This is a genomic window from Candidatus Villigracilis vicinus, from assembly GCF_016702885.1.
Lineage (GTDB): Bacteria > Chloroflexota > Anaerolineae > Anaerolineales > Villigracilaceae > Villigracilis > Villigracilis vicinus.
This window is the reverse complement of the sequence record NZ_JADJDD010000025.1, coordinates 351,130-371,399: the sequence shown is the minus strand read 5'-3', so window position 1 is coordinate 371,399 and position 20,270 is coordinate 351,130. Positions and strand designations below refer to the sequence as shown.

Genomic DNA, 20,270 nt, shown 5'->3' with positions numbered 1-20,270 from the left:
AAGCAAAAAGAGGCAGCCTATTACCGCCTCTTTTGCTTTCTCACTTTGTTTTTATTCTAATTTTGGAACGCCCAATTTCTGACTTCACGGATATGTCCCGGTGTGGTTCGGCAACATCCGCCAATGAGTGTGGCACCGTTCTCGTACCATTCCTTGGATTGCGAGCCGAATTTATCACAGGAGGTTTCACCATGCCAGGTATTCGTCACTGCGCTGTAATATTCGCCAGAGTTGGGGTAGACGATGATGGGCTTGCTCGTGTTCTGCTTGATCTCACGAACCAAAGAAGGGATGTGTAGTGGCGAGCTGCAGTTAATTCCGATCGCAGCAGCTTGGGGCTGCTTGTCTAGAAATGCTGCTATATCAGCAATGCGTTCACCGTTGCTGATGTGTTCACCATCTTTGGCGGTAAACGTGAACCATGCAAATGTACCTGGAAATTCGGTAAGCAGGCGGATCAAGGCTCGAGCTTCGATGCCGCATGGGATGGTTTCGCAGGCTAACAGGTCCGCACCGGAGGCGATAAGGGCTTCGATGCGCGGGCGATGAAAGGCAATCAGTTCATCCTCGGTTAGGTTGTAATCGCCGCGATATTCAGAACCGTCTGCAAGAAAGGCGCCGTAGGGTCCCACTGAGCCAGCCACCAATGGGCGGGCGCGGTTTACGCGGTTTTCCGCTTTTGCCCAGAATTCATCGCGTGCTTCCTGTGCCAACTTCACAGACTTTTTCATGAGGTCAAGTGCCTGATCGCGACTCAAGCCGCGCTTGGCAAACCCATCCACTGTGGCTTGATAACTGGCAGTGATGGCGATATCGGCGCCTGCGTTGAAGTAATCGAGATGCACTGAGTGAATCAACTCTGGTTGTTCGAGTAGTACACGTGCCGACCACAGATCATCGTTCAAGTCACAACCGCGTGCTTCGAGTTCAGTTGCCATGGCGCCATCCACAATGGCAATACGCTGATGTTTTAGAATGGTTTCGATCGGGTTCATTTTGCGGCTGCTTCTGCCTCGCGGAGTTTTTCAGTGGCACGGAAGTATTTGAGATAACGCATCGAGTTCGGGTCGCGTCCCATTAACAGGTCTGTGGCGCGGATGGTGCTGCCGAGTTTGATCGGGTCGGTGATGGAGGTGGTGGCACCGGTGAGCATGGCAATGGAAAGCATCGCGGCGTTGACGGAGTGCCTGTCTGGCAGACCAAATGAAACGTTGCTTGCGCCGAGGCTGATGTTCACATCGAATTCTTTTTTGATCATTTCAATGGCTTTTAGTGTCACTGTGGCTGCCTTGCTGTCGTGCCCGACCGTCATCACCAACGGGTCGATGATGATGTCTTCAATGGGAATGCCGATCTTTGCCGCACGTTCGATGACCTTTGCTGCAGCAGCAAGACGACCCTCGGCTGTGGGCGGGATGCCCTCATCGCCAATGGTCAACCCGATCACAGCTGCGCCTCGCGCCTTGACGATGGGCAGCACTGTGCTAAGCTGCTTTTCTTCGCCGTTGACCGAGTTCACGAGCGGCTTACCGCCTTTGATGGCATTCAACCCGGCTTCGAGAATTTTCGGCTCATTCGAGTCTATGCACAACGGCACGTCGGTAACGGACTGCACCGCCTCCACCACCAACGGCATGACTTCGGCTTCTTCGATCTGCGGATGACCGACGTTGATATCGAGTACGTCCGCGCCCCAATCCACCTGGCGTTTGGCGAGGTGCTTAACGTAATCCATATTGCGTTCCACCAGCGCCTGCCCGAGCTTTTTGATACCAGTCGGGTTCAACTTCTCGCCAATGATGACGAATGGCTTATCAAAACCGATTGTGACTTCCTTTTTTTCAGACTTGAGAATGGTATGCATGAGTGCCCTCCGTAAAGTTATTAAACTACGCTTTCAAGAATCTCAATGCCGTCTCAGCCAATACAGCGGTTCCCACGGGCAGAGCGCGTTCGTCAAGGTCAAATTTAGGGTGGTGTAATTCATACACCGGGCGACCTTCGATCCTGGTCCCCAAGGTGTACATCGCGCCGGGCGCATCCTTCAGGAATTCGGGAAAATCTTCAGCGCCGAGGGTTTTTTCAAGCGGATGGACGCTGCCTTCACCAAGCAGATCTTTGCCGACTTGCGCGATCGTGTCTGCGACCAATTTGTCATTGATGATCGGCATTCCACCAAAGAGGATGTTCAGCTTGTAATCGCCGCCAAGGACTTTGACGATCTCGAAAACGCGGGTCAATTCTTCGCGGATCTGTTTTTCAACTTCCAAAGAGGTAAAGCGGATGGTTCCTTTGAGTTCCACTTTGTCGGGGATGACATTTTCGGTGAAGCCGCCATTGACAGCGCCGATGCTGATCACCGCTGGTTCAAATGGGTCGAGTCTGCGCGAGACGATCGCATTGACACCCATGATGACGTGTGCCAGCAGCACGAACGGGTCGTTTGAGGAATGCGGGTACGCACCATGCCCGCCCTTGCCGTAAATGGTAGCCTGCCATGAACTGACCCCGCCGCCGCTCGGACCTTCATTGATGGCGATGGTGCCCACCGGGCTGGTCGGGTCTACATGTTGGGCGATCACATAATCCACGCCTTCCACAGCGCCTTCGTCATACATACGCTGCGCGCCGCTTTTGCCTTCTTCGTCTGCGGTTTCTTCACAAGGCTGAAATAGGAAGCGGATTCGCCCGTTCAGTTTTTCTTTTGCAAGGATCTTTGCTGCGCCCAGTGCCATGGCAGTATGAGAATCATGACCGCAGGCATGCATTTTGCCTTCATTTTGTGAGACATAATCGGTCTCGTTCTGTTCAAAGATCGGGAGCGCATCCATATCCGCACGGATGGCAACCAGTTTTCCGCCCTCGCCGATCTCCGCCACAACGCCGGTTTTACCAACTCCGCGTTTGACCTTGTATCCCATCTTTTCCAGTTCATCTGCCACGATCGCGGCTGTGCGGTGCAGGTCGAACCCGGTTTCGGGGTGCATATGGAAATCCCGCCGCCACTCGATCAGTTCTTCTGAAATTGCATGAGCTTGTTTGATCATAACTTCTCCTTGTATGCCTTATTGCTCGTTACTAATTTTACCAATCACTTTTCATTGGTAACGGACTATTTCTTTTTTACCGTCTCTCGTTCTGCGGCGGCGAGGATCCTGTTCAATTCAGCTTCCTGTGCCGGCTCCAGCGGCGGGACGGTATGTTCGCGCAAGATGCGCTCAGCTTCGTCTGTGGCGTGATCTGCCATTTGTTTGCGTCCCATTTTATCCTCCCAGGTATCCCAAGAGTTGCGTTCGGCGAGCTTGGTCAACGCCATTTCACCGGCACGTAAGTGTTTGAGGGTGTGTTTACTGGCGAGATAATTGCGGTTTGAGTCCATGACATTGCCGATGACCTCCACTGCCAAGTGTTCTGCATCAGCCGATAAGCCCTGGCGTTGGCGGTGAATGCTTTTTGCGAGTTCATTGTCCAACACCATCTGAGCGAAGGAACCCATCACACCTGCTTCCATTTCGCCAATGCCCGAGAGTTCATCTGCCCCAGCCAGAGCGGGGAGAGAGGCGTTCAGTCCGCGTTCAAAAGCGTTTTGGGCATCCAATGTGTGGGCATTCGTGGAGAAGCCATACACGTTCACGGCGAAGCCATAATAATGCCCAAGCTGCACCGTTGCCGCGGAAGAGATGCCAAGTTCCACGCCGCCCCAGATCAGCCCTGTACGCGGCTCAAGCAAACCCAAGCGCCCGCAGTAGACCACGCCACAGCCTGGATTTAGGATCTGTGCCAGAACGAGCGGAGCAAGCGTCTCAGCATTTTGTTGGACGAGGCTGCCGGTAATGGTCATGGGTGAGGTTGCGCCGCCGGTGGGTGCAGGCAGGTTGGCGTGGATGACGCCCGCCTCTGCCATATCCATGATGGCTTGCGCTGCGATATCGTGCATGGTCAGCGGACTGACCGGAGAAAGCGAGAGTGTGATCTCGTGCGGCTCAATGCCGATCACTTTTGCCATTTCAACAGCATATTTTGCTTCGTGACCAAATTGAATGCCGGGGCCCTGCACAGGCTTTGTGGTGTTCGACAAGGCATGACGGAACATATGCAATGCCATCATTTCATTTTCCACATCAGGCGGGGTAAAGAATGGTGTGATGTTATTGCAATTTGGCAATGCATCCAGCAGACGGACGGCGTTCACGCAATCTTCAGTCGTGGCGGTGTGGTGCGTGCCGGTACGTGCATCAAATACATCGCGCGCACCGCCGAGGTTGTGAAAGAATAAATTCCCGCCGCCCAACTCATTCACAGTGCCGTTGCGCCCGCGGATCTTGGGGCGTTTATTCGCTTTAGCAACAGAGTCCATCACCAAATCAGGCGGCATCAAGACGCGGTTATCCTTCATTTTGCAGCCTGCTTGTAATAAGATATCGAGGCTGGGTTTATGCGTCCAAATGATGCCGATCTCACTCATCACTTTCAGTGTGGCTTCGTGCATGGCTTGTACGTCAGCATCTGACAAAAACTTCAACGGCTCCATGTGCTCTCCTGATAAAAATTATGTCCATGGTCTAGAGACCACGTTATTGGTGACTATTGTTCGTCGTTCAGTATTTTCTTTAAAAACTCCAAACGCTTCGTTTCAGCATCCAGGATGTTTTCGATCATTAGAAATGAATGCCCTTCACCTTTGTATAAATGCAAATCAACTTCCTTGCCTAAATTTTTTAATTTGTCATGTGCATCGATCGATTCGGAGGCGGGGCAGCGCGGGTCATTCTCTCCACAGATCATTTGCACAGGTGCAACGACGCGGTCTAAAAAGAAATACGGAGAGCGTGAGATCCATAATTCGCGGTTCTCTTCCGGGTCACCCATATTCTCAATGTTCCAATGCTGCAAGTCTTCGCGTGAATTTTTATGCGACTTGATCCAGTTCAGGAACGGAACCACCGCCGAACCGCCTGCAAATAAATGTGGATACATTGTCAGACAGCACATGGTCAAAAAACCGCCGTGGCTGCGCCCTGTTACAGCGATCTTGCCTTTTTCTGCCAGACCGTTATCGATCAAATACTTTACACCTGCTGCGCAATCATCCGTGTCCACGCCGCCCATGTCGTAGCGGCTGGCGTTCTGCCATTTTTTGCCATACCCGGTCGAGCCGCGATAATTGGGCGCAAGCACCGTCCAACCTTGCGCTGCCATGTGGCTCATCATGGGGCTCCATAAATTCGAGTAATGCCAGTTCGGTCCGCCGTGAATATCGATCACAGCCTGCCTGCCGTTTCCACGGTATAACAATGCCGGTACCTGTACACCATCTTTACCGGTGTACCAAACTTCTTCCGGCAGGGCAAAACCGGGCAATTCTGCCAAGGACTTCGTGAGTTGGGTTGCATCCCCGCTTTCGAGGTTAATCTTCCAAAGGTCAGATGGGCGATTTACATCCTCATATAAAAGGACGACTTCATTTGAAGTGAACTGCGGAAAGGAATGGCAGCCATCACCGATTTTTATTTGATGTAGTTCGCCGCCTCTTTTCTGAAACTTGAAGCTGGTCTTCGCGCCTTCAGCTTGTATCCACCCGATTCCATCTCCGCTTCGCGACCACACAGGCTGGGTTTTATCCCCGGCACTCTGGTCTACCCAGTGGATCTCCTGCGACTCAATATTAAATACGCCGATATCATGCCACTCGTTCACTTCGGCAGAGAACGCCAGGGATTTTGAATCAGGTGACCAGGCCGGGTGCTGTGCATTCAGTGCCTTGCCTTCCCAGAGAAGCTGAGTAGTGTACACTTTGCCCTTGTGGCGTCCCACCGGTACGATGTGAATGCTGCGATCGCTCGCTGCTGCTTCTGACTCAACGGCGATCCAAAGCCCATCCGGCGACCAGACAGCATCCCAGCAGGGGTGGAAGATATTTCGGATCATGTGTTCGCCGCTGCCATCTGTGGGAAGAATGTATAAAGCGAATTGTCCCTTTGCTTCGGAGAGTACAGCCAGAAGCTGCCCATCTGGTGACCAACTCACATTGGGCTGATGGGCATAAAGAATATCCGGGGTCAGGTCGGTGGTTGTGTCTGTATTGAAATCATGGACGGCAATGTGGTACGACTCGCTGCCGTCCAGATCCAGGGCAAATGCCAGGCGGGAGCCGTCGGGGGAGAACTTGGGAGCAAATTGTGCGCCGTCTATTTTTAGAGACAGCGGAGTTAGCTCTTTGCCGTTTGTGGTTTGCCACAATTCCCAACGCCCGGTCTTGTTCCAGGCGAAGACGATTCGGCTTTCATCGGGGGCGATGGTGTATGGCAGACCGGAGTCTACGTAGGGAACTTGCAAGAGCTGTTCAAGGTTGGGCATACGGGTTGGATTCAATCACGTTTCCATCGAATAAGGGTTATTGGACCCTTATCTTTTCTTTCTGGTAGCAATTTTAAAAATGCTCTGAGTAAAAAAACCATCGTCAGGCAGGCTGTGACCGATATCAATATGATCGGGGAGCGCGTGGCTTCATATTGAATGGGCGTTGACCTTGTTTGCATAAGCGGCTTGACCGCACTTATCAGCTTCTGAACCTGTGTTGGATCTGTAAATAGCCTGCTCACGGATATGAACTCGCCAACAGGTGTTTGGAATTGAGCACTAGCACTGCAACCTTTGTTCTTTCCACTTCCGCTACAGTTGAGGTCCCGGTCCATGTCAATGATCTGTTCATAGCTTTGTTCTGAGATCGTCCAGTTGAATATTGATTCACGGACCTGGCAAATGTAGGTTTTATCTGGTTGTAATTCGCATTGGATCTCCAACGACGTACTGAATGGAGTGTTAAACCCGAAGGAAAGTGTACCTGCAATGATCGCAAGCAGAATGTCCCAGATAAAAACAGCAATTTTCTTTACCATTAAATTTGCTCCTCTCGGAAGTAATATTAAAAAAACTAGAATGTAAGTGTTATGTCAGTTGGTATTCTTCAAGTTTGGGCAATTCTTCATGTCCTGCTTTTTTCGCGAGATCAAGCATGAAGGCGTGGAGTCGGGTCACTTTGGCGGGGTCCAGGTCTGGGCGGGTGTAGGAGGCGAGTAATTCCTTCACATGTAGCTTGGCTCTGCCGAAGGCGTCCAGGGAACCGGCTTCCTTCCAGGCGCGCGTGGAACTGCGGTCGATCACATTTCCAGGAAGGTGCTGTTCTTCACGGAACAACTGCATGGTAATCTTCTGTTTGAGGAAATCGCCGCCTTTGAAGTTGATCTTGTCGTCATAGAAACCGGTGGCGAGAGTGTCTGTATGTTGCTTGACGCCGCCAATGAGGCGTTTTGCCATTGCAATGCCTTCCGCATCAATAACGAGTTTTTCGGCACTGTGGCAGGCGAGGAAATCCAACATGCCGGAACCAGAGATCATGTTAATGCCGCTCAATGCGCCGACCATGGCAGTGATGCCGCTTTCAAGCCCGGCTTGGGCATCCACGAGTTTTGAATCGGTTGCGCCGAGATAGGTATGAGTGGGCATGCCAAGGGTTTTGGCGACTTGGGCATAGGAACAATCGAGCATGGCGGTTTCGACGGCACCCATAGGGGTGGCGCCTTTGCGCATATCGAAGATCGCTGCCGCGCCGCCCCAAACAATAGGTGAGCCGGGCTTGGCGAGTTGATGAATGGTGATGCCTGCCAGGCACTCCGCTGCATGCTGGGTGACGGTGCCTAGCATGGTCACCGGCGCGGCTGCGCCCGAGAGCGGTACAGAAACGATCTCGGCAGGGATTCCGGCGCGTGCCAGGCGGATGAGGTTTCCAGCGCCGAAGTTACTCCAGATCAACGGCGGGGCGGGGCATACGTCGAAGATGGCGCGTGGTTTCTCGCGAGCTTCCTCCGGGCTGCCTGCGAACATTTCCAGCATGTCGATCATTTCCTGCACGGTCTTGTTCGTAAATGCGCCGGTGACGATGGGTTTTTTGGAATAAAGCAGGGTTAGATACAGGCGGTATGAATCCTGAATATCTTTGGAGACGTCATGGCAGATGACTGCGGTGGATTGTGCGTCGTATTGCGGAATCTGCTCTGCCACTTTCAGCAGGCGGATGAGATGTTCGGTTTCAGTGGTCTCATGCTCGAGCGTATCCGGGTTGAGCATGGTGATGCCGGATGAGCCCGGGTCGAAGTGGACGGAATCGCCGCCGTAGTGGACGACGGGGTTGCCGTGGTAATCGTAAAGGTAGAATTCACGCGGCACACTTTCGAGCGCGCGTTGTACAAGGGATGCGGGGATCTGAGCGACGTGGGTTTCTGGATTGATGACCACGCCTTCTTGCATCAACAATTCCCGCGCTTCTTCATTCTGGACCTTGATGCCGGGTTTCAGAAGCAGTTCATACGCCTCTGCCAGAATGCGGGCAATGATCTCGTCGCTGAGCAGGGTAAGTTTTGGTCTCATGAGACACCTCTAATTGAATTGGATTTCTCTTTGGGCGAAGAGATTAAAAAATGAGTAACGAGGTACAAGAAGTGAGTTTTCTTGCGCCTCGTTACTCAACTCTCATTTCTTGTTATTTCTTTTCGACTGACTTGATAATTCTTTCAAATTCTTTGCTGACCTTTTCATCCAACGGATCAGGTTGGTGCTCCTGCAGGATCTTTTTTGCCTTGGCGGTTGCCCAGTTGCGCGCGTCATCTCGCTTGTCTTCCCATTGCGTGTAGGGGCGGCGGTCTAAAAATTCAGGCATGAACAGGTCACGGGTATGGGCACGGGTATGTTTCTGTGCCAGGAAATGACCGCCGGGTCCAACTGCGGCAATGGCATCCATTGCCAGGGTTTCTTCATTTACGACAATGCCTTGCATCATTTTGTGAATGATGGAGAAGATCTCGCAGTCCAACATCATCTCTGCATACGACCAGATGCGGCTGCCATGCAGAAAACCGCATCCCAACAGCATATCCGACATGACCACACTTGCCATGAAGGTCGAGAGACTGCCTTCCAGCCCGGCTTGCCAGTTTGGTTCTTTTGCGCCTGTGGCGAACGAACCCATGGAGAGCGGGATGTTGTAGAAATCTGAAAGCGCATTGACGGCTGCCCCAAAGAGGAAGTCTTCAGGTCCGCCGCCGGTGTAAGCGCCGGAGCGCGGGTCAGAGGCGGTGAGGGCTGCGGCATAAAAAACGGGAGTGCCAGGGTATGCCAATTGCAGCAATGCTGTGGCTGCAATAACCTCTGCGTTGCCGACGGCAAGAGTCCCAGCCATGGTTGCCGGTCCTGTTGTAAGGCAGGCAGACATGGTCATGAAACCGGTCGGAACTCCATATTCGGCGGCAATCAAGGCTGCATCGAGGGATCCGCCGTCGTGTCCGAGTGGAGGCGCCGTACACTGCATCAAGGAGAGCATGGGGCGTTCGCGCAGTTTTTCTTTGCCGCCAGCCAGAATTGATACCATCTCCATCGCGGCTTTGGCTTCTTCCACGTTGTAAATGGATTCGGTCTGGACGTGTTTGGTGGAGTTTTCCCAAACGGCTTTGAGTTCGTGCAGTCCGCGCGCTTCAACCGCTGTATCTTGCGCAGAGACGGGCACCCAATGGAACGCCACTTCTTCGGTAGCATCGGCTACTCTGGAAATATCGCGTACGTCCTGCAGTTCAGTGGTGCGCTTCTCGCCGGTATTGATGTCGATGACTTCGACGCCACATCCGTCTGTGCCAAGACAGACGTGATTGCCATCGAGTGGGAGGTCTTGCTGTGGATCGCGTGCCGCAAGCACATATTTCGGCGGGCATTGCTTTAGCGCGTCTTCGATCAGGTACGGTTTGACCTTCACGGTCTTCCGGGTGCGATCCACATCTGCGCCAACGGCTTCCCAAATATCCAGTGCGCGTTTGGAAGGAAAACGAACGCCGACATTTTCAATAATGTTCAGCGTTGTTTCGTGGATCTTTAATACTTCATCATGGGTCAGTACCTCAAAATTCAATTTGGGGTCGCTGATGGTTTTGATCTTCTTATGAGACATAGAGCCCTCCCGAGGCTATGTCTCTCTCTTCTCTCTGATTGATTATGTCGTGATGACGAATTACATATCGGACTTGCCGACCAATTCTTTGGCGAGCTTTACCGCACCGACGGCATCTTCCGAGTAGCCGTCTGCCTTGATCTTGTTAGCCCAATCGCGGGTGATGGGGGCGCCGCCAACCATGACCTTGATCTTCGGGCGCAGACCTTCTTTATCCATTTCTTCGATCACTTCACGCTGGCGAACCATGGTGGTGGTCAGGAGTGCGCTCATGCCGATGAGGCTGGCGTTGATCTCGAGTGCCTTGCCAATGATCTTATCTGCGGGCTGGTCTACACCGAGGTCGGTCACTTCGAAACCGGAGGCGCTCAACATCGTGCCGACCAGCGTCTTGCCGATCTCATGAATGTCGCCTTCCACGGTGGCAAGCACAACTCTGCCCATCGTTTCGCGGGCTTCGCCGAGCTTAAGGAGTTCCGGCTCAAGGGTGGCGACGGCTGCCTTCATGGCTTCACCTGCCATCACCAATTCCGGCAAAAAGGCTTCGCCAGCGCCGAACTGGTCGCCGATGTAATTTACGCCGATCACAAACCCCTTGGTAATGGAATCCAACGGCGGGATATTCATGGCAATGGCTTTTTGAGCAAGCTCCACCGACACATCCGAATCACCATCGATAATGCTTTGTGCCATATCCTTGAATAACTTCTCGATCTCTTCTGACATACTGCCTCCTGATTACTTTGATTTTTTGATCAAGTGCGAAACTTGTTTTTCTTTCTCTCTCAACAGGGCTGCGGGGATATTGCGGTACGTTTCCAGCCACCTGCCTGATTCCATGACGTGTTCGAGCGATACTTTTACTGCTTTATCCGGATCTCTTTTCTTGAATGCTTCCAGGATGGCGGCGTGTTCGTCGTGGGTTTGCGCCACACTACTTGAGACCAATTCGGGCTTGCGGTAAAGCGCTTCGTAGAGCAGCCAGTCTGGAAATGCGTTTGAAACGATGGAGTACAACTGAATCAACAGGTCATTCCCAGAGGCTTCCGCAATGGCAGTATGGAACTCGCGGCTTAATTGTCGTTCCTGCGGCATCTCGCTTAGTTCAACATGCCGATCCATTTCCGCCATGATCGCCTCAAGGTTTGCGATCTTATCCGGGGTGATGTTCAGGGCGGTTTCTCTTGCGATCATTGCTTCGAGAAACAGACGCATCCCATAAGCTTCAACAACATCCTTTTCGGACATTTCGCGCACGCGCACCCCGCGGTATGGCACTCGCTCTGCAATGCCTTTCGCCACCAGCAGATCCAAGGCTTCTCGTACGGGTGTCATGCTTACGCCCATCTGGCTGGCAATATCTTCCTGCCGGAGCCAGTCGCCGGGGGTGTATTTCCCTGCAATGATCTGACGATGCAAGGCATCATAGATTTCTTCCTTCAGGGGCTTGTGGGTGAGTTCTCTTGCTGCTATTGACGCCATGATTGTACATTATATATAATCTGAGGGGATTTCGGAAGTGCCGCGTGTCACTGAAAATGCATTCGGTTATACTCAACATCCCGGAGATTATATGTCTGAAATTGACCTGAAGCCATTGAAACCCGCAATAGAAAAATTTGTCCCATTGGGCCGCTCGGGGCTTTTGCCAGCCTTGCATGCGGCTCAAAATATTTATGGTTGGCTCCCCGAACCTGTGGCTGCCGAAATTTCCAAAACGCTGCGGGTTCCGCTGGCGGATGTGCATGGGGTCATCGAGTTTTATTCGATGTATTACAACAAACCTACCGGCAGGAATGTGATCCGCGTTTGCACCGACCCGGCTTGCGGCTTGCGTGATGCAGACGGCGTCTTGAAAAAACTCTGCCATCAATTTGACCTGGATCCGCATCAGATTCACCCGGAATTGGATCTCACCATTGAGCCGAGTCCCTGCCTTGGGATGTGCGACCAGGTTCCCGCCATGCTGGTAACGAAGGGAGATCGTGCCATCGAAGATTTCGGCGTGGATAAGAACTTCCGCCCAAAGTCTCTCGTCGGTGGGACGCTCCGCATGCTGACCAAAAACTGCGGCGGTGAAACAACTTCATTGGAGGCGTATGGCGGCTATACCGCCCTGAAAAAAGCAAGATCCATGAGCCGCGAACAGGTCGTGGAAGAGATCAAAGCTGCCGGTCTGGTGGGAAGAGGCGGCGCAGCATTCCCAACTGGAATTAAATGGGAAGGCGCGCTCAAGGCGCAGGCAGACCAAAAATATGTCATCTGTAATGCAGATGAATCCGAACCTGGCACGTTCAAAGATCGTATCCTGTTGTTGGATGACCCACATATGATGATCGAGGGGTTGTCCATTGCGGCGTATGCCATTGGTGCGACCAAAGGTTTTATTTATATTCGCGGTGAATATCCGTATATTGTCCCGGCGCTGCAAAATGCCATTGACGAAGCCAAAGCTGCCGGGCATCTTGAAGGTTTTGAAGTTGAAATTCGCGTCGGCGCTGGTGCCTATATTTGTGGCGAGGAGACCGCGCTGTTTGAATCGATCGAAGGGAAGCGTGGCTTTCCGCGCGTGAAGCCGCCCTTCCCGACGACGCATGGCGTGTTCGGTAAACCAACCGTCATCAATAATGTTGAAACACTATGCAATGTGCCGCTCATCCTCGAAAAAGGCGCCGTTGAATATCGCAAGATCGGTACCGAAAAATCACCGGGACCCAAATTGTTCTGTCTTTCAGGGGATGTGGTCAAGCCGGGGGTATATGAAGTTGCGTTCGGTGCGACCTTACGTGAAGTGCTTGAAATGGCAGGCGGTGTGATTGACGGTAAAAAGCTCAAGTCTGTTCTCTTCGGCGGTGCGGCGGGAGCCTTTGCCACGGCGGAACACCTTGATGTGAAAATGACCTTTGAAGACCTGCGTGCTGCTGGTCTTCCGCTTGGATCAGGTGTCGTGATGGTCTTCGATGAGACCCGGGACATGCGCGATGTATTGAAAAGACTCGGTCATTTCTTTGCACATGAGTCTTGCGGTAAATGCTATCCCTGCCAAATGGGAACCCGGCGCCAAATGGAAATTCTCGACCGCGTGGCAGAGGGCAACCCGCAGAAAGGTGACTTCGTCCGCTTGCAAGATGTCGGCTGGACGATGACGGATGCAAGTCTGTGCGGGTTGGGGCAGACGGCTGCGAGTGCGGTATTGTCTGCGATGAAATTGTGGCCCGACCTGTTCGAGGTGAAATCATGACGATCACATTTATGATGGACGGCAAGGAAGTTACCGCGCAAGACGGACAGACATTGCTAGATGTTGCCCGCGAGAACGGCATCAACATTCCCACCATCTGCTTTCACGAAGCTACCACAGCGAATGGACTATGCCGCATGTGTGTCGTCGAGGTGGAAGGGCAGAGAGTGCTCCAGCCTTCGTGCATTGTCAAAGCGGGCGCAAATATGAAGGTCCAGACCCGAAGCGAGAAGGTGGTGCGCGCACGCAAGACCATCCTCGAAATGCTCGCCTCCACCATGGACTTGTCTGATGCGCCCGATATCCTTACGATGATGGATGAATACGGCGCAAGCCCTGAGCGCTTTCCCGATGCCGAGCGCCGCGAGTCGGAAGTTAAAGATGATAATCCGATGTACGTCCGCGACTATTCAAAATGTTTGTTGTGCTGGCGTTGCGTTCAGGTCTGCGCGGATGATGCTCAATATACGTTTGCAATTAACTTTGAAGGGCGCGGTTTTGAAACGCAGATCGCCACGTTCTTTGATAAACCCATCCCTGAAACGACTTGTGTGATGTGCGGTCAATGCGTGGGCGTTTGCCCCACCGGCGCATTGAAACCCAAGCGCGAATATATGCTGGAGCAAGGCAAAACGCCTGCTGAAATCAGTGTGATGAATACGGGCAGAAAAAAACGTAAGTAGTAACTGGTAAATAGAGATTGGAGATTAGTCAATTACCATTTACCAATTACTAATCTCCAATTACCGCAAGGAGACCTTATGATCAAATCCGACCATATCACCACTACAACCTGCCCTTACTGCGGCGTAGGTTGTACTTTGCAACTTCACGTCAAAGACGACTTTATCTTCAAGGTCACTACGCCGTTCGATTCCCCAGTCAATCACGGCAACCTGTGCGTGAAGGGACGTTTTGGCTACGACTTTATTTATCACCCCAAGCGCATCACCACGCCGATGATCCGTAAGACCAGGCAGGAAGCCGGAAAACGCACGCAGGCGTTCGACCTTTCTGAATGGCGCGAGGCTTCGTGGGATGAGGCGTTGGACTATGTGGCTGATAACCTCACCCGCATTTACAAGCGTGATGGTTCCGACGCCATGGCGGTCTACTGCTGTGCTAAAGCCACCAACGAAGATAACTACGTTTTGCAGAAGATGTACCGCGCCTTGTTCCGCACGAACAATGTCGATCACTGCACCCGTCTATGCCATGCCGGTTCGGTCGTGGCGTTGCTACAGGCACTTGGTTCTTCTGCCATGAGCAACACCGCGAGTCAGGTCGTGATGAACGATGTCTTCATCGTCACCGGCTCGAATACCTCGGAAAATCACCCCATCATTTCCCTGCAAATGAAAGATGCTGTGCAAAAGCATGGCGCGAAGATGATCGTGATCGACCCGCGCCGCATTGACCTGGTGGATATGGCGGAGATGTGGCTGCCGCTCAAGCCGGGCACGAACGTACCGGTTTTCTCGGCAATGGCGCATGTCATTGTTAAAGAAGACCTCGTCAATTGGGACTTTGTCAAGAATCGCACTGAAAACTTCGATGAGTTTCTGGAAAGTCTCGAAAAATTCACACCAGAATACGCTGAAGAGATTTCCGGCGTGCCAGCCGAAGATATTCGTAAAGCTGCCCGCATGTATGCCACCGCGAAGAACGCTGCCATTTATTGGGGTATGGGCATTTCGCAGCTTTCTCACGGCACTGCCAGTGCCATGGCACTCATTCATCTTGCCTTCCTCACTGGTCACGTTGGGCGAGATGGCACCGGGTTGAATCCTCTGCGCGGACAGAATAACGTGCAGGGTGCCAGTGACATGGGGTCCATGCCATTCCATTACCCCGGCTATATGCGTGTGGATAACCCCGATAACCGCACCAAATGGGAAAAAGCCTGGAACATCGAAGAAGGCGGATTGAGCCTCAAGCTGGGTCTCACCACCACTGAAATTCTCGGCAACGCCCACGAAGGCGGCATCCGTGCGCTTTATATCATGGGCGAAAATCCGATGATGTCCGAGCCGAATCTGAACCTCACACGCCATCACATGGAGCAGCTTGAATTCATCGTTGCGCAGGATATCTTCATCAACGAATCCGCCGCGTTTGCGGATGTTTTCCTGCCCGCCACGCCTTTCGCTGAAAAAGAAGGCACGTTTTCAAACACTGACAGACGCGTGCAGCGAGTCCGCGCGGCTCATCCTCCACGCGGGATGTCCCGCCCCGATTGGCAGATCGTCTGTGACATTGCCCTGCGCATCGAATCGCGCCTTGGCTTGCCCACTGCTCATTGGGCTTATTCCAACCCGGAAGAGATTCTGCGCGAGATGGGCAGCGTGAATCCCGATTATGCCGGCATTACTTATGATCGCATTGATAAAGAAGGTCTCATTTACCCGGTGCCGCACATGGAACACCCTGGCACGCCGACCTTGTTCAAAGAGTCCTTCCCGCGCGGAAGAGGAAAATTCCACGCCTTGGATTACGTCCCTGTGCGCGAACAAGTAGACGATGAATACCCCTTCATCCTCACCACCGGGCGTCTGCTGGAACACTGGCATGGCGGTTCGATGACGCGTAATTCAGCCCTGAACGAAATTTACCCCGAAGCCCGTGTGGAGATCCACCCCGCCGACGCCGAGATCCACGGCATCCGCAACGGCGACCCGGTCAAAGTCCAGAGTCGACGCGGTGAGGTCATCGTCCGCGCTACGGTGACGGAGAAGACAACAGTCGGCGTCATTTTCCTCCCCTGGCACTTCCATGAAGCCGCCGCGAACCTATTGACCAATGACGCGCTCGACCCCCAGGCAAAGATCCCCGAATTCAAAGCCTGTGCCGTGCAGGTCTTCCCCGCGAGGGAAAGCGACCTGCCAAATGCGGAGATTGTTTTGAATAGGGGAAGGTATTAAAAGTAAAAGACCTCGGAGAGTAGAAAATCTCCGAGGTCTTTTTGCAATTTTAGGGTTGGGTGATCAGCAGGTCATCAAACTCTACTGTGATGGGTGAGGATGAAGCGGAATACGATTGGAGGAACAGAGCAAATTGACCCGAAGAATGTGTACTGTCAGTCGCCTCAAGGACGGTTTCTCCATTTACACTTAGTTTTAATTGGTCGCCGATACAGGATGATGTAAAAGTATTTTCAACACTCCCTTGTTTTATGGCGTCAGAGGAGGTCCAATCTTTTAGGGCGGTAATTTGCCCATCTTTCATTAACTGTATACTTGCAAATCCATCGCCGCTCACGAAAAATAGATAGCCATTTCCATCATCAAACGAAAAGCGACATGCTGATCCAAACCCAATATTATTGTCAGATGGGCCGGCAATCAACTTTACACGGCTTGTTAATTCACTATCGTTTGCATCTATAAAAATGAGTGGAAAGTTGGTGATGCCATCCTTTGCTACTGTAACAGAGTACACGCCATTCTTTGCCATATTGCTTGCGTTGTTGCTCTCGAAAGTTTCAACGGCATCGTTTGAGCTGCTGAAATCATCCTGATAGAGAACGTTATTTCCTGCTTGTTCATTTGAACTTCCCTGCGAATCAGGCGCGGTTGTTGCTGGCAATTTGCCAGGCTCGCTTATCACTAGGTTGTCAAAGTTCACTTGCAGAGGACTGGGCGATGTGTCAAGTGAGAATGCTGCAAAACCTAAATAGCCTGTGGCGTACGAATTGTCTGTAATTTGAATGATAACTTCTCCATTTACCGATAGCGTCAATTGGTCGCCAACACATGAGACAGACAATCTATTTACTGAGCCTCCTGAATTATAAGAACTCACGGGGATAACATCTGAAATAAGTGAAAATTGGCCGCTGTCATTTTTCTTCAAGATGAGAGCATTTCCATCGCCTGTGACTGCAAATACATATCCGCCTTGTTGTGTTATTCGACATGTTAAACCATAAACAGAACTTTGGTCTGCATTCCCAGATGATTGTTGAATATCTGCGGATATATCATTGTCATTAGCTTCAATGCCTGAGGTCGGAATAACCCAAGTGTTTGGGGTATTAACTTTGATGGAATATACACCGTTTGCTATATCCGATGTTGCTTGCTCTAAATTAAAGTATTCATAATAATCTGTTTTTTGGCTAAAGTCGTCTTGATAAATTATGCCGTTATCTGATCCTGGGAGAGATGTCGAATCATTGAGATCCGAAATCGGCGTTGCCGTTGTTGCGCTTGTAGGATATGGTGTGGGAAAAGGAATGTTTGTGGGCGCATTTTCTGTTTCGAGTGGCCATTGTTCACATGTTTTCCGGTACGTCACGTTTGGAAAATATTCTGACCACTCAGCCTGTGTGAAGTTTCGTCCTGCACGCTCACATGAACGTTCAATCCAATAATCTGTTTCCAGATTGAATAATATGATATTGCCGTATTGACTGCCTGATACTAGAGTCTTGCCGTCTGGGCTGAAACTAACTTGTACCAAGGGACCATTATGCCCAAGCAGGGGTTGTCCAATGGGTTTACCAGTAGCTATATCCCACAGTCTCACTGTCTGATCTGCATAGCCAGATGCCAAAATATTGCCATCTGGGCTTAATGCCAGGTCGGTAACTGCATTTGTAGCTCCAGTAAGTGGTTCACCGATGGGCTTGCCAGTCTCCACGTCCCATAAAATGATGGACTGATCTGTGCTGCCAGATATTAACGTTTTTCCGTCCAGGCTGAAAACCAAATCCATCGCATTGCTTGTCTTTGTACGCCCTGTGAGAGGCTGCCCAACAGGTTTACCTGTTGCTACATCCCATAATCTTATGGTGTTATCTGGGAAGCCACCACCCGATGCCAGAGTTTTACCATCTGGACTGAACGCTATACTTATTACCGCATCTGTATGTCCCGATAGAGGTTGACCAATGGGTTTGCCAGTTTTCAGATCCCATAGAATAATGGTTTTATCATTGTAGCCAGATGCAAGGGTTTTACCATCTGGGCTGAATGCTAGACTGTATATGGTATCTGTATTCCCTATAAGTGGTTGACCAATGGGTTTGCCGGTTGCCACATCCCACAGTCTGATACTTCCATCCATTCCACCTGATGCTAGTGTTTTACTATCTGGACTGAATGCCAGCTCCCATATAGTATCTGTGTGTCCCGTAAGTGGTTGACCAATAGGATTACCAGTTGTCACATCCACAAGTACGATGGTGTCAGAATACAAACCGGTATTTGCCAAAATCTTGCCATCAGGACTTAAGGACATTCTTGTCAGTCCCTCTGTTTGGGACGAGATCCGCTTTCCAATAGGATTAGTGTGTTCCGTAGTTAGTAAAATAACGCTTGAACTATTATCTGCTACTGCCAAAGTTTTACCATCTGGACTGAGTGTCAATGCATTGACTCGCCCAATAACTCTTGGTGTTACCACATCAAGGCTGACACCAAGCCCTATTCCCCACATTTTAATGGATTGGTCAGCGCTGCCTGACACTACATTTAGTCCATCTGGACTTATAGCAACGCTGGTTATGATATCGTCGTGTCCCCTTAAAGGTTCGCCAATTGGACTGCCTGTTGCGACATCCCACACTATGATACTTCCATCCATGCTCCCAGATGCCAACATCTCCCCGGTTGGGTTTGTTGCCAAACTCGTTACCATGTTAGTGTGGCCTGTAAGCGGTTCTCCAATAGGTTGCCCGGTAGCGACATCCCAAAACCTAATGGTGTTATCTGCACTGCCAGATGCTAAAGTCTTTCCGTTTTGGACAAATACCACGCTAATTACACTATCAGTATGCCCTGTAAGCGGTTTTCCTATTCGTTTACCGGTGGATACGTCCCATAGCATGATGGTGGAGTCGGTACTTCCGGATGCCAGTGTTTTGCCGTCTGGACTAAATGCCACCCTTATAGCCGCATCTGTTGTGTCCATCTTAAGTGCTTCACCAATAGGTTTGCCTGTTTCTACGTCCCATAGCATGATCGTATTACTGCTGGATGCAAGAGTCTTACCGTCTGGGCTGAACGCCAGGCTGTATATAGTATCTGTGTGCCCAGTGAGAGGCTGTCCGATTTGTTTGCCGGTGGCTACATCCCATAACAAAATAGTGCCATCAAAGTCTCCGGATGCAAGGATTTGTCCATTAGGACTAAAGACAACAGTGAATGCCTGGTTTGTGTGTCCTTCAAGATATTGGAGAATAGCCGGGTTTGCCGCAGATGCATCTAGCAGAGCCCCTCTTGTAATTGATTTGTCCATAAAGCGGAAAGATTCAATGCCGAGTAAAAGAGATTGTTGAAAATCCGTAGTAATCAGTAAATTAGTTTGAGCGCCTAGGAAATTTGCATTTGCTGTTTTCTCATTTGCAACTGCTACCTGCCGCTGAAAATAAGCAGTAATACCCAACGCAATAGACACTACCAAGGCAATCGTAACCCCAGCTAGTGTGATTCTCTGCCTGCGAGTGGCATCCTTACGGCTGGCGAGAACATATTCACCTTGTAATTGAGTAGGTTCGGGGCTTTTCCCTGTCGCACCGGAAATGAACTGCTCGCCATCGGTGAGGTCTTTCCCGCGCAGTGTAAAAGAGTTATCTCGTTTCTTTTTATCCCACTCAATCGCGCGGACTTGAACGCGGGTATGTGTCTTAATCCAATCGAGATCCGTATCCATCGCGCTTTGCAAGGTCTCGAACGCCTTGTCAAAATTGTCCGTATCCCGCATGTACACCCAGTTGATTTTCGCCAATTCCGGCGGAACTTCCTGTCCCTGATCTGGCATGAGGTACAAAATGGGGACAAGACGTTTGCCATGTTGAATGGCGTGGATCATTTCCTTGCGGCATTCGTTGGATTTGATCCACTCAGGGCTGAGCAAAAATAGAACCGTATTCGTCTTTTCGATGCCTTCTTTGATCTCTGCGTCCCAATCTGATGCGGCAGGGATGGAGTTCCAGTCTGCCCACACGTCACGATTGGCGGCATGTAACGCGTCTACCAGCTTTTGGGTGAAAACTTTATCTCGACGGGAATAAGAAATAAATACATCGGTCAT

Annotated in this window: 13 protein-coding genes and 1 pseudogene; 3 read left to right on the top strand and 11 right to left on the bottom strand. The window is 51.2% G+C overall.

Going from position 1 to position 20,270, the window contains the following annotated elements; all coding sequences use genetic code 11:
• Positions 1-56 precede the first annotated feature (56 nt).
• The 10 genes from mmuM to IPG80_RS17655 all read right to left on the bottom strand — a co-directional run bounded on the left by mmuM (position 57) and on the right by IPG80_RS17655 (position 11,476).
• Positions 57-995 (bottom strand): homocysteine S-methyltransferase, encoded by a 939-nt coding sequence (mmuM, locus tag IPG80_RS17700; RefSeq protein WP_345109673.1) that lies wholly within the window; start codon positions 993-995, stop codon positions 57-59.
• Entirely contained in the window at positions 992-1,864 is an 873-nt protein-coding gene (locus tag IPG80_RS17695; RefSeq protein WP_345109668.1) for a dihydropteroate synthase, read from the bottom strand. Before IPG80_RS17695 ends, mmuM begins: the two co-directional genes overlap by 4 nt.
• 25 nt (positions 1,865-1,889) lie before the next feature.
• Positions 1,890-3,047, bottom strand: a complete 1,158-nt coding sequence (locus IPG80_RS17690) for a M20 family metallopeptidase (protein WP_345109665.1) — start codon at positions 3,045-3,047, stop codon at positions 1,890-1,892.
• Positions 3,048-3,112: 65 nt separating this feature from the next.
• Positions 3,113-4,531, bottom strand: coding sequence for a trimethylamine methyltransferase family protein (locus tag IPG80_RS17685; protein WP_345109663.1), 1,419 nt, complete (start codon positions 4,529-4,531; stop codon positions 3,113-3,115).
• 53 nt (positions 4,532-4,584) lie between these two features.
• On the bottom strand, positions 4,585-6,372 hold the full coding sequence (locus IPG80_RS17680) for an alpha/beta fold hydrolase (RefSeq protein ID WP_345109660.1): 1,788 nt from the start codon (positions 6,370-6,372) through the stop codon (positions 4,585-4,587).
• The gene (locus IPG80_RS17675) at positions 6,369-6,899 is read right to left on the bottom strand and encodes a hypothetical protein (protein ID WP_345109658.1); all 531 of its coding nucleotides are present in this window, start codon (positions 6,897-6,899) and stop codon (positions 6,369-6,371) included. Before IPG80_RS17675 ends, IPG80_RS17680 begins: the two co-directional genes overlap by 4 nt.
• Positions 6,900-6,948: 49 nt before the next feature.
• The gene (locus tag IPG80_RS17670) at positions 6,949-8,427 is read right to left on the bottom strand and encodes a trimethylamine methyltransferase family protein (RefSeq protein ID WP_345109655.1); all 1,479 of its coding nucleotides are present in this window, start codon (positions 8,425-8,427) and stop codon (positions 6,949-6,951) included.
• A gap of 112 nt (positions 8,428-8,539) precedes the next feature.
• Positions 8,540-9,994: a trimethylamine methyltransferase family protein gene (locus IPG80_RS17665; RefSeq protein WP_345109653.1), complete on the bottom strand. Its 1,455-nt coding sequence runs from the start codon at positions 9,992-9,994 to the stop codon at positions 8,540-8,542.
• 60 nt (positions 9,995-10,054) lie between these two features.
• Entirely contained in the window at positions 10,055-10,720 is a 666-nt protein-coding gene (locus IPG80_RS17660; protein ID WP_345109645.1) for a corrinoid protein, read from the bottom strand.
• 12 nt (positions 10,721-10,732) lie between these two features.
• Positions 10,733-11,476 carry a GntR family transcriptional regulator gene (locus tag IPG80_RS17655; protein ID WP_345109642.1) on the bottom strand — a complete coding sequence of 248 codons (744 nt, stop codon included), beginning with the start codon at positions 11,474-11,476 and terminating at the stop codon, positions 10,733-10,735.
• Between the two features lie 91 nt (positions 11,477-11,567).
• Between IPG80_RS17655 and IPG80_RS17650 the strand changes: the two genes are divergently transcribed.
• From IPG80_RS17650 to fdhF, 3 genes and pseudogenes are all read left to right on the top strand, one after another.
• Positions 11,568-13,235, top strand: coding sequence for an NAD(P)H-dependent oxidoreductase subunit E (locus IPG80_RS17650; protein WP_345109639.1), 1,668 nt, complete (start codon positions 11,568-11,570; stop codon positions 13,233-13,235).
• Positions 13,232-13,918 carry a 2Fe-2S iron-sulfur cluster-binding protein gene (locus IPG80_RS17645; RefSeq protein ID WP_345109636.1) on the top strand — a complete coding sequence of 229 codons (687 nt, stop codon included), beginning with the start codon at positions 13,232-13,234 and terminating at the stop codon, positions 13,916-13,918. The genes IPG80_RS17650 and IPG80_RS17645 overlap by 4 nt, the downstream gene beginning before the upstream one ends.
• A 99-nt stretch (positions 13,919-14,017) precedes the next feature.
• Positions 14,018-16,156 (top strand): annotated as a pseudogene (fdhF, locus tag IPG80_RS17640) (formate dehydrogenase subunit alpha); the annotation flags it as partial.
• Between the two features lie 49 nt (positions 16,157-16,205).
• Here the strand turns inward: fdhF and IPG80_RS17635 are convergent.
• Positions 16,206-20,270 carry a TIR domain-containing protein gene (locus IPG80_RS17635; RefSeq protein WP_345109633.1) on the bottom strand — a complete coding sequence of 1,355 codons (4,065 nt, stop codon included), beginning with the start codon at positions 20,268-20,270 and terminating at the stop codon, positions 16,206-16,208.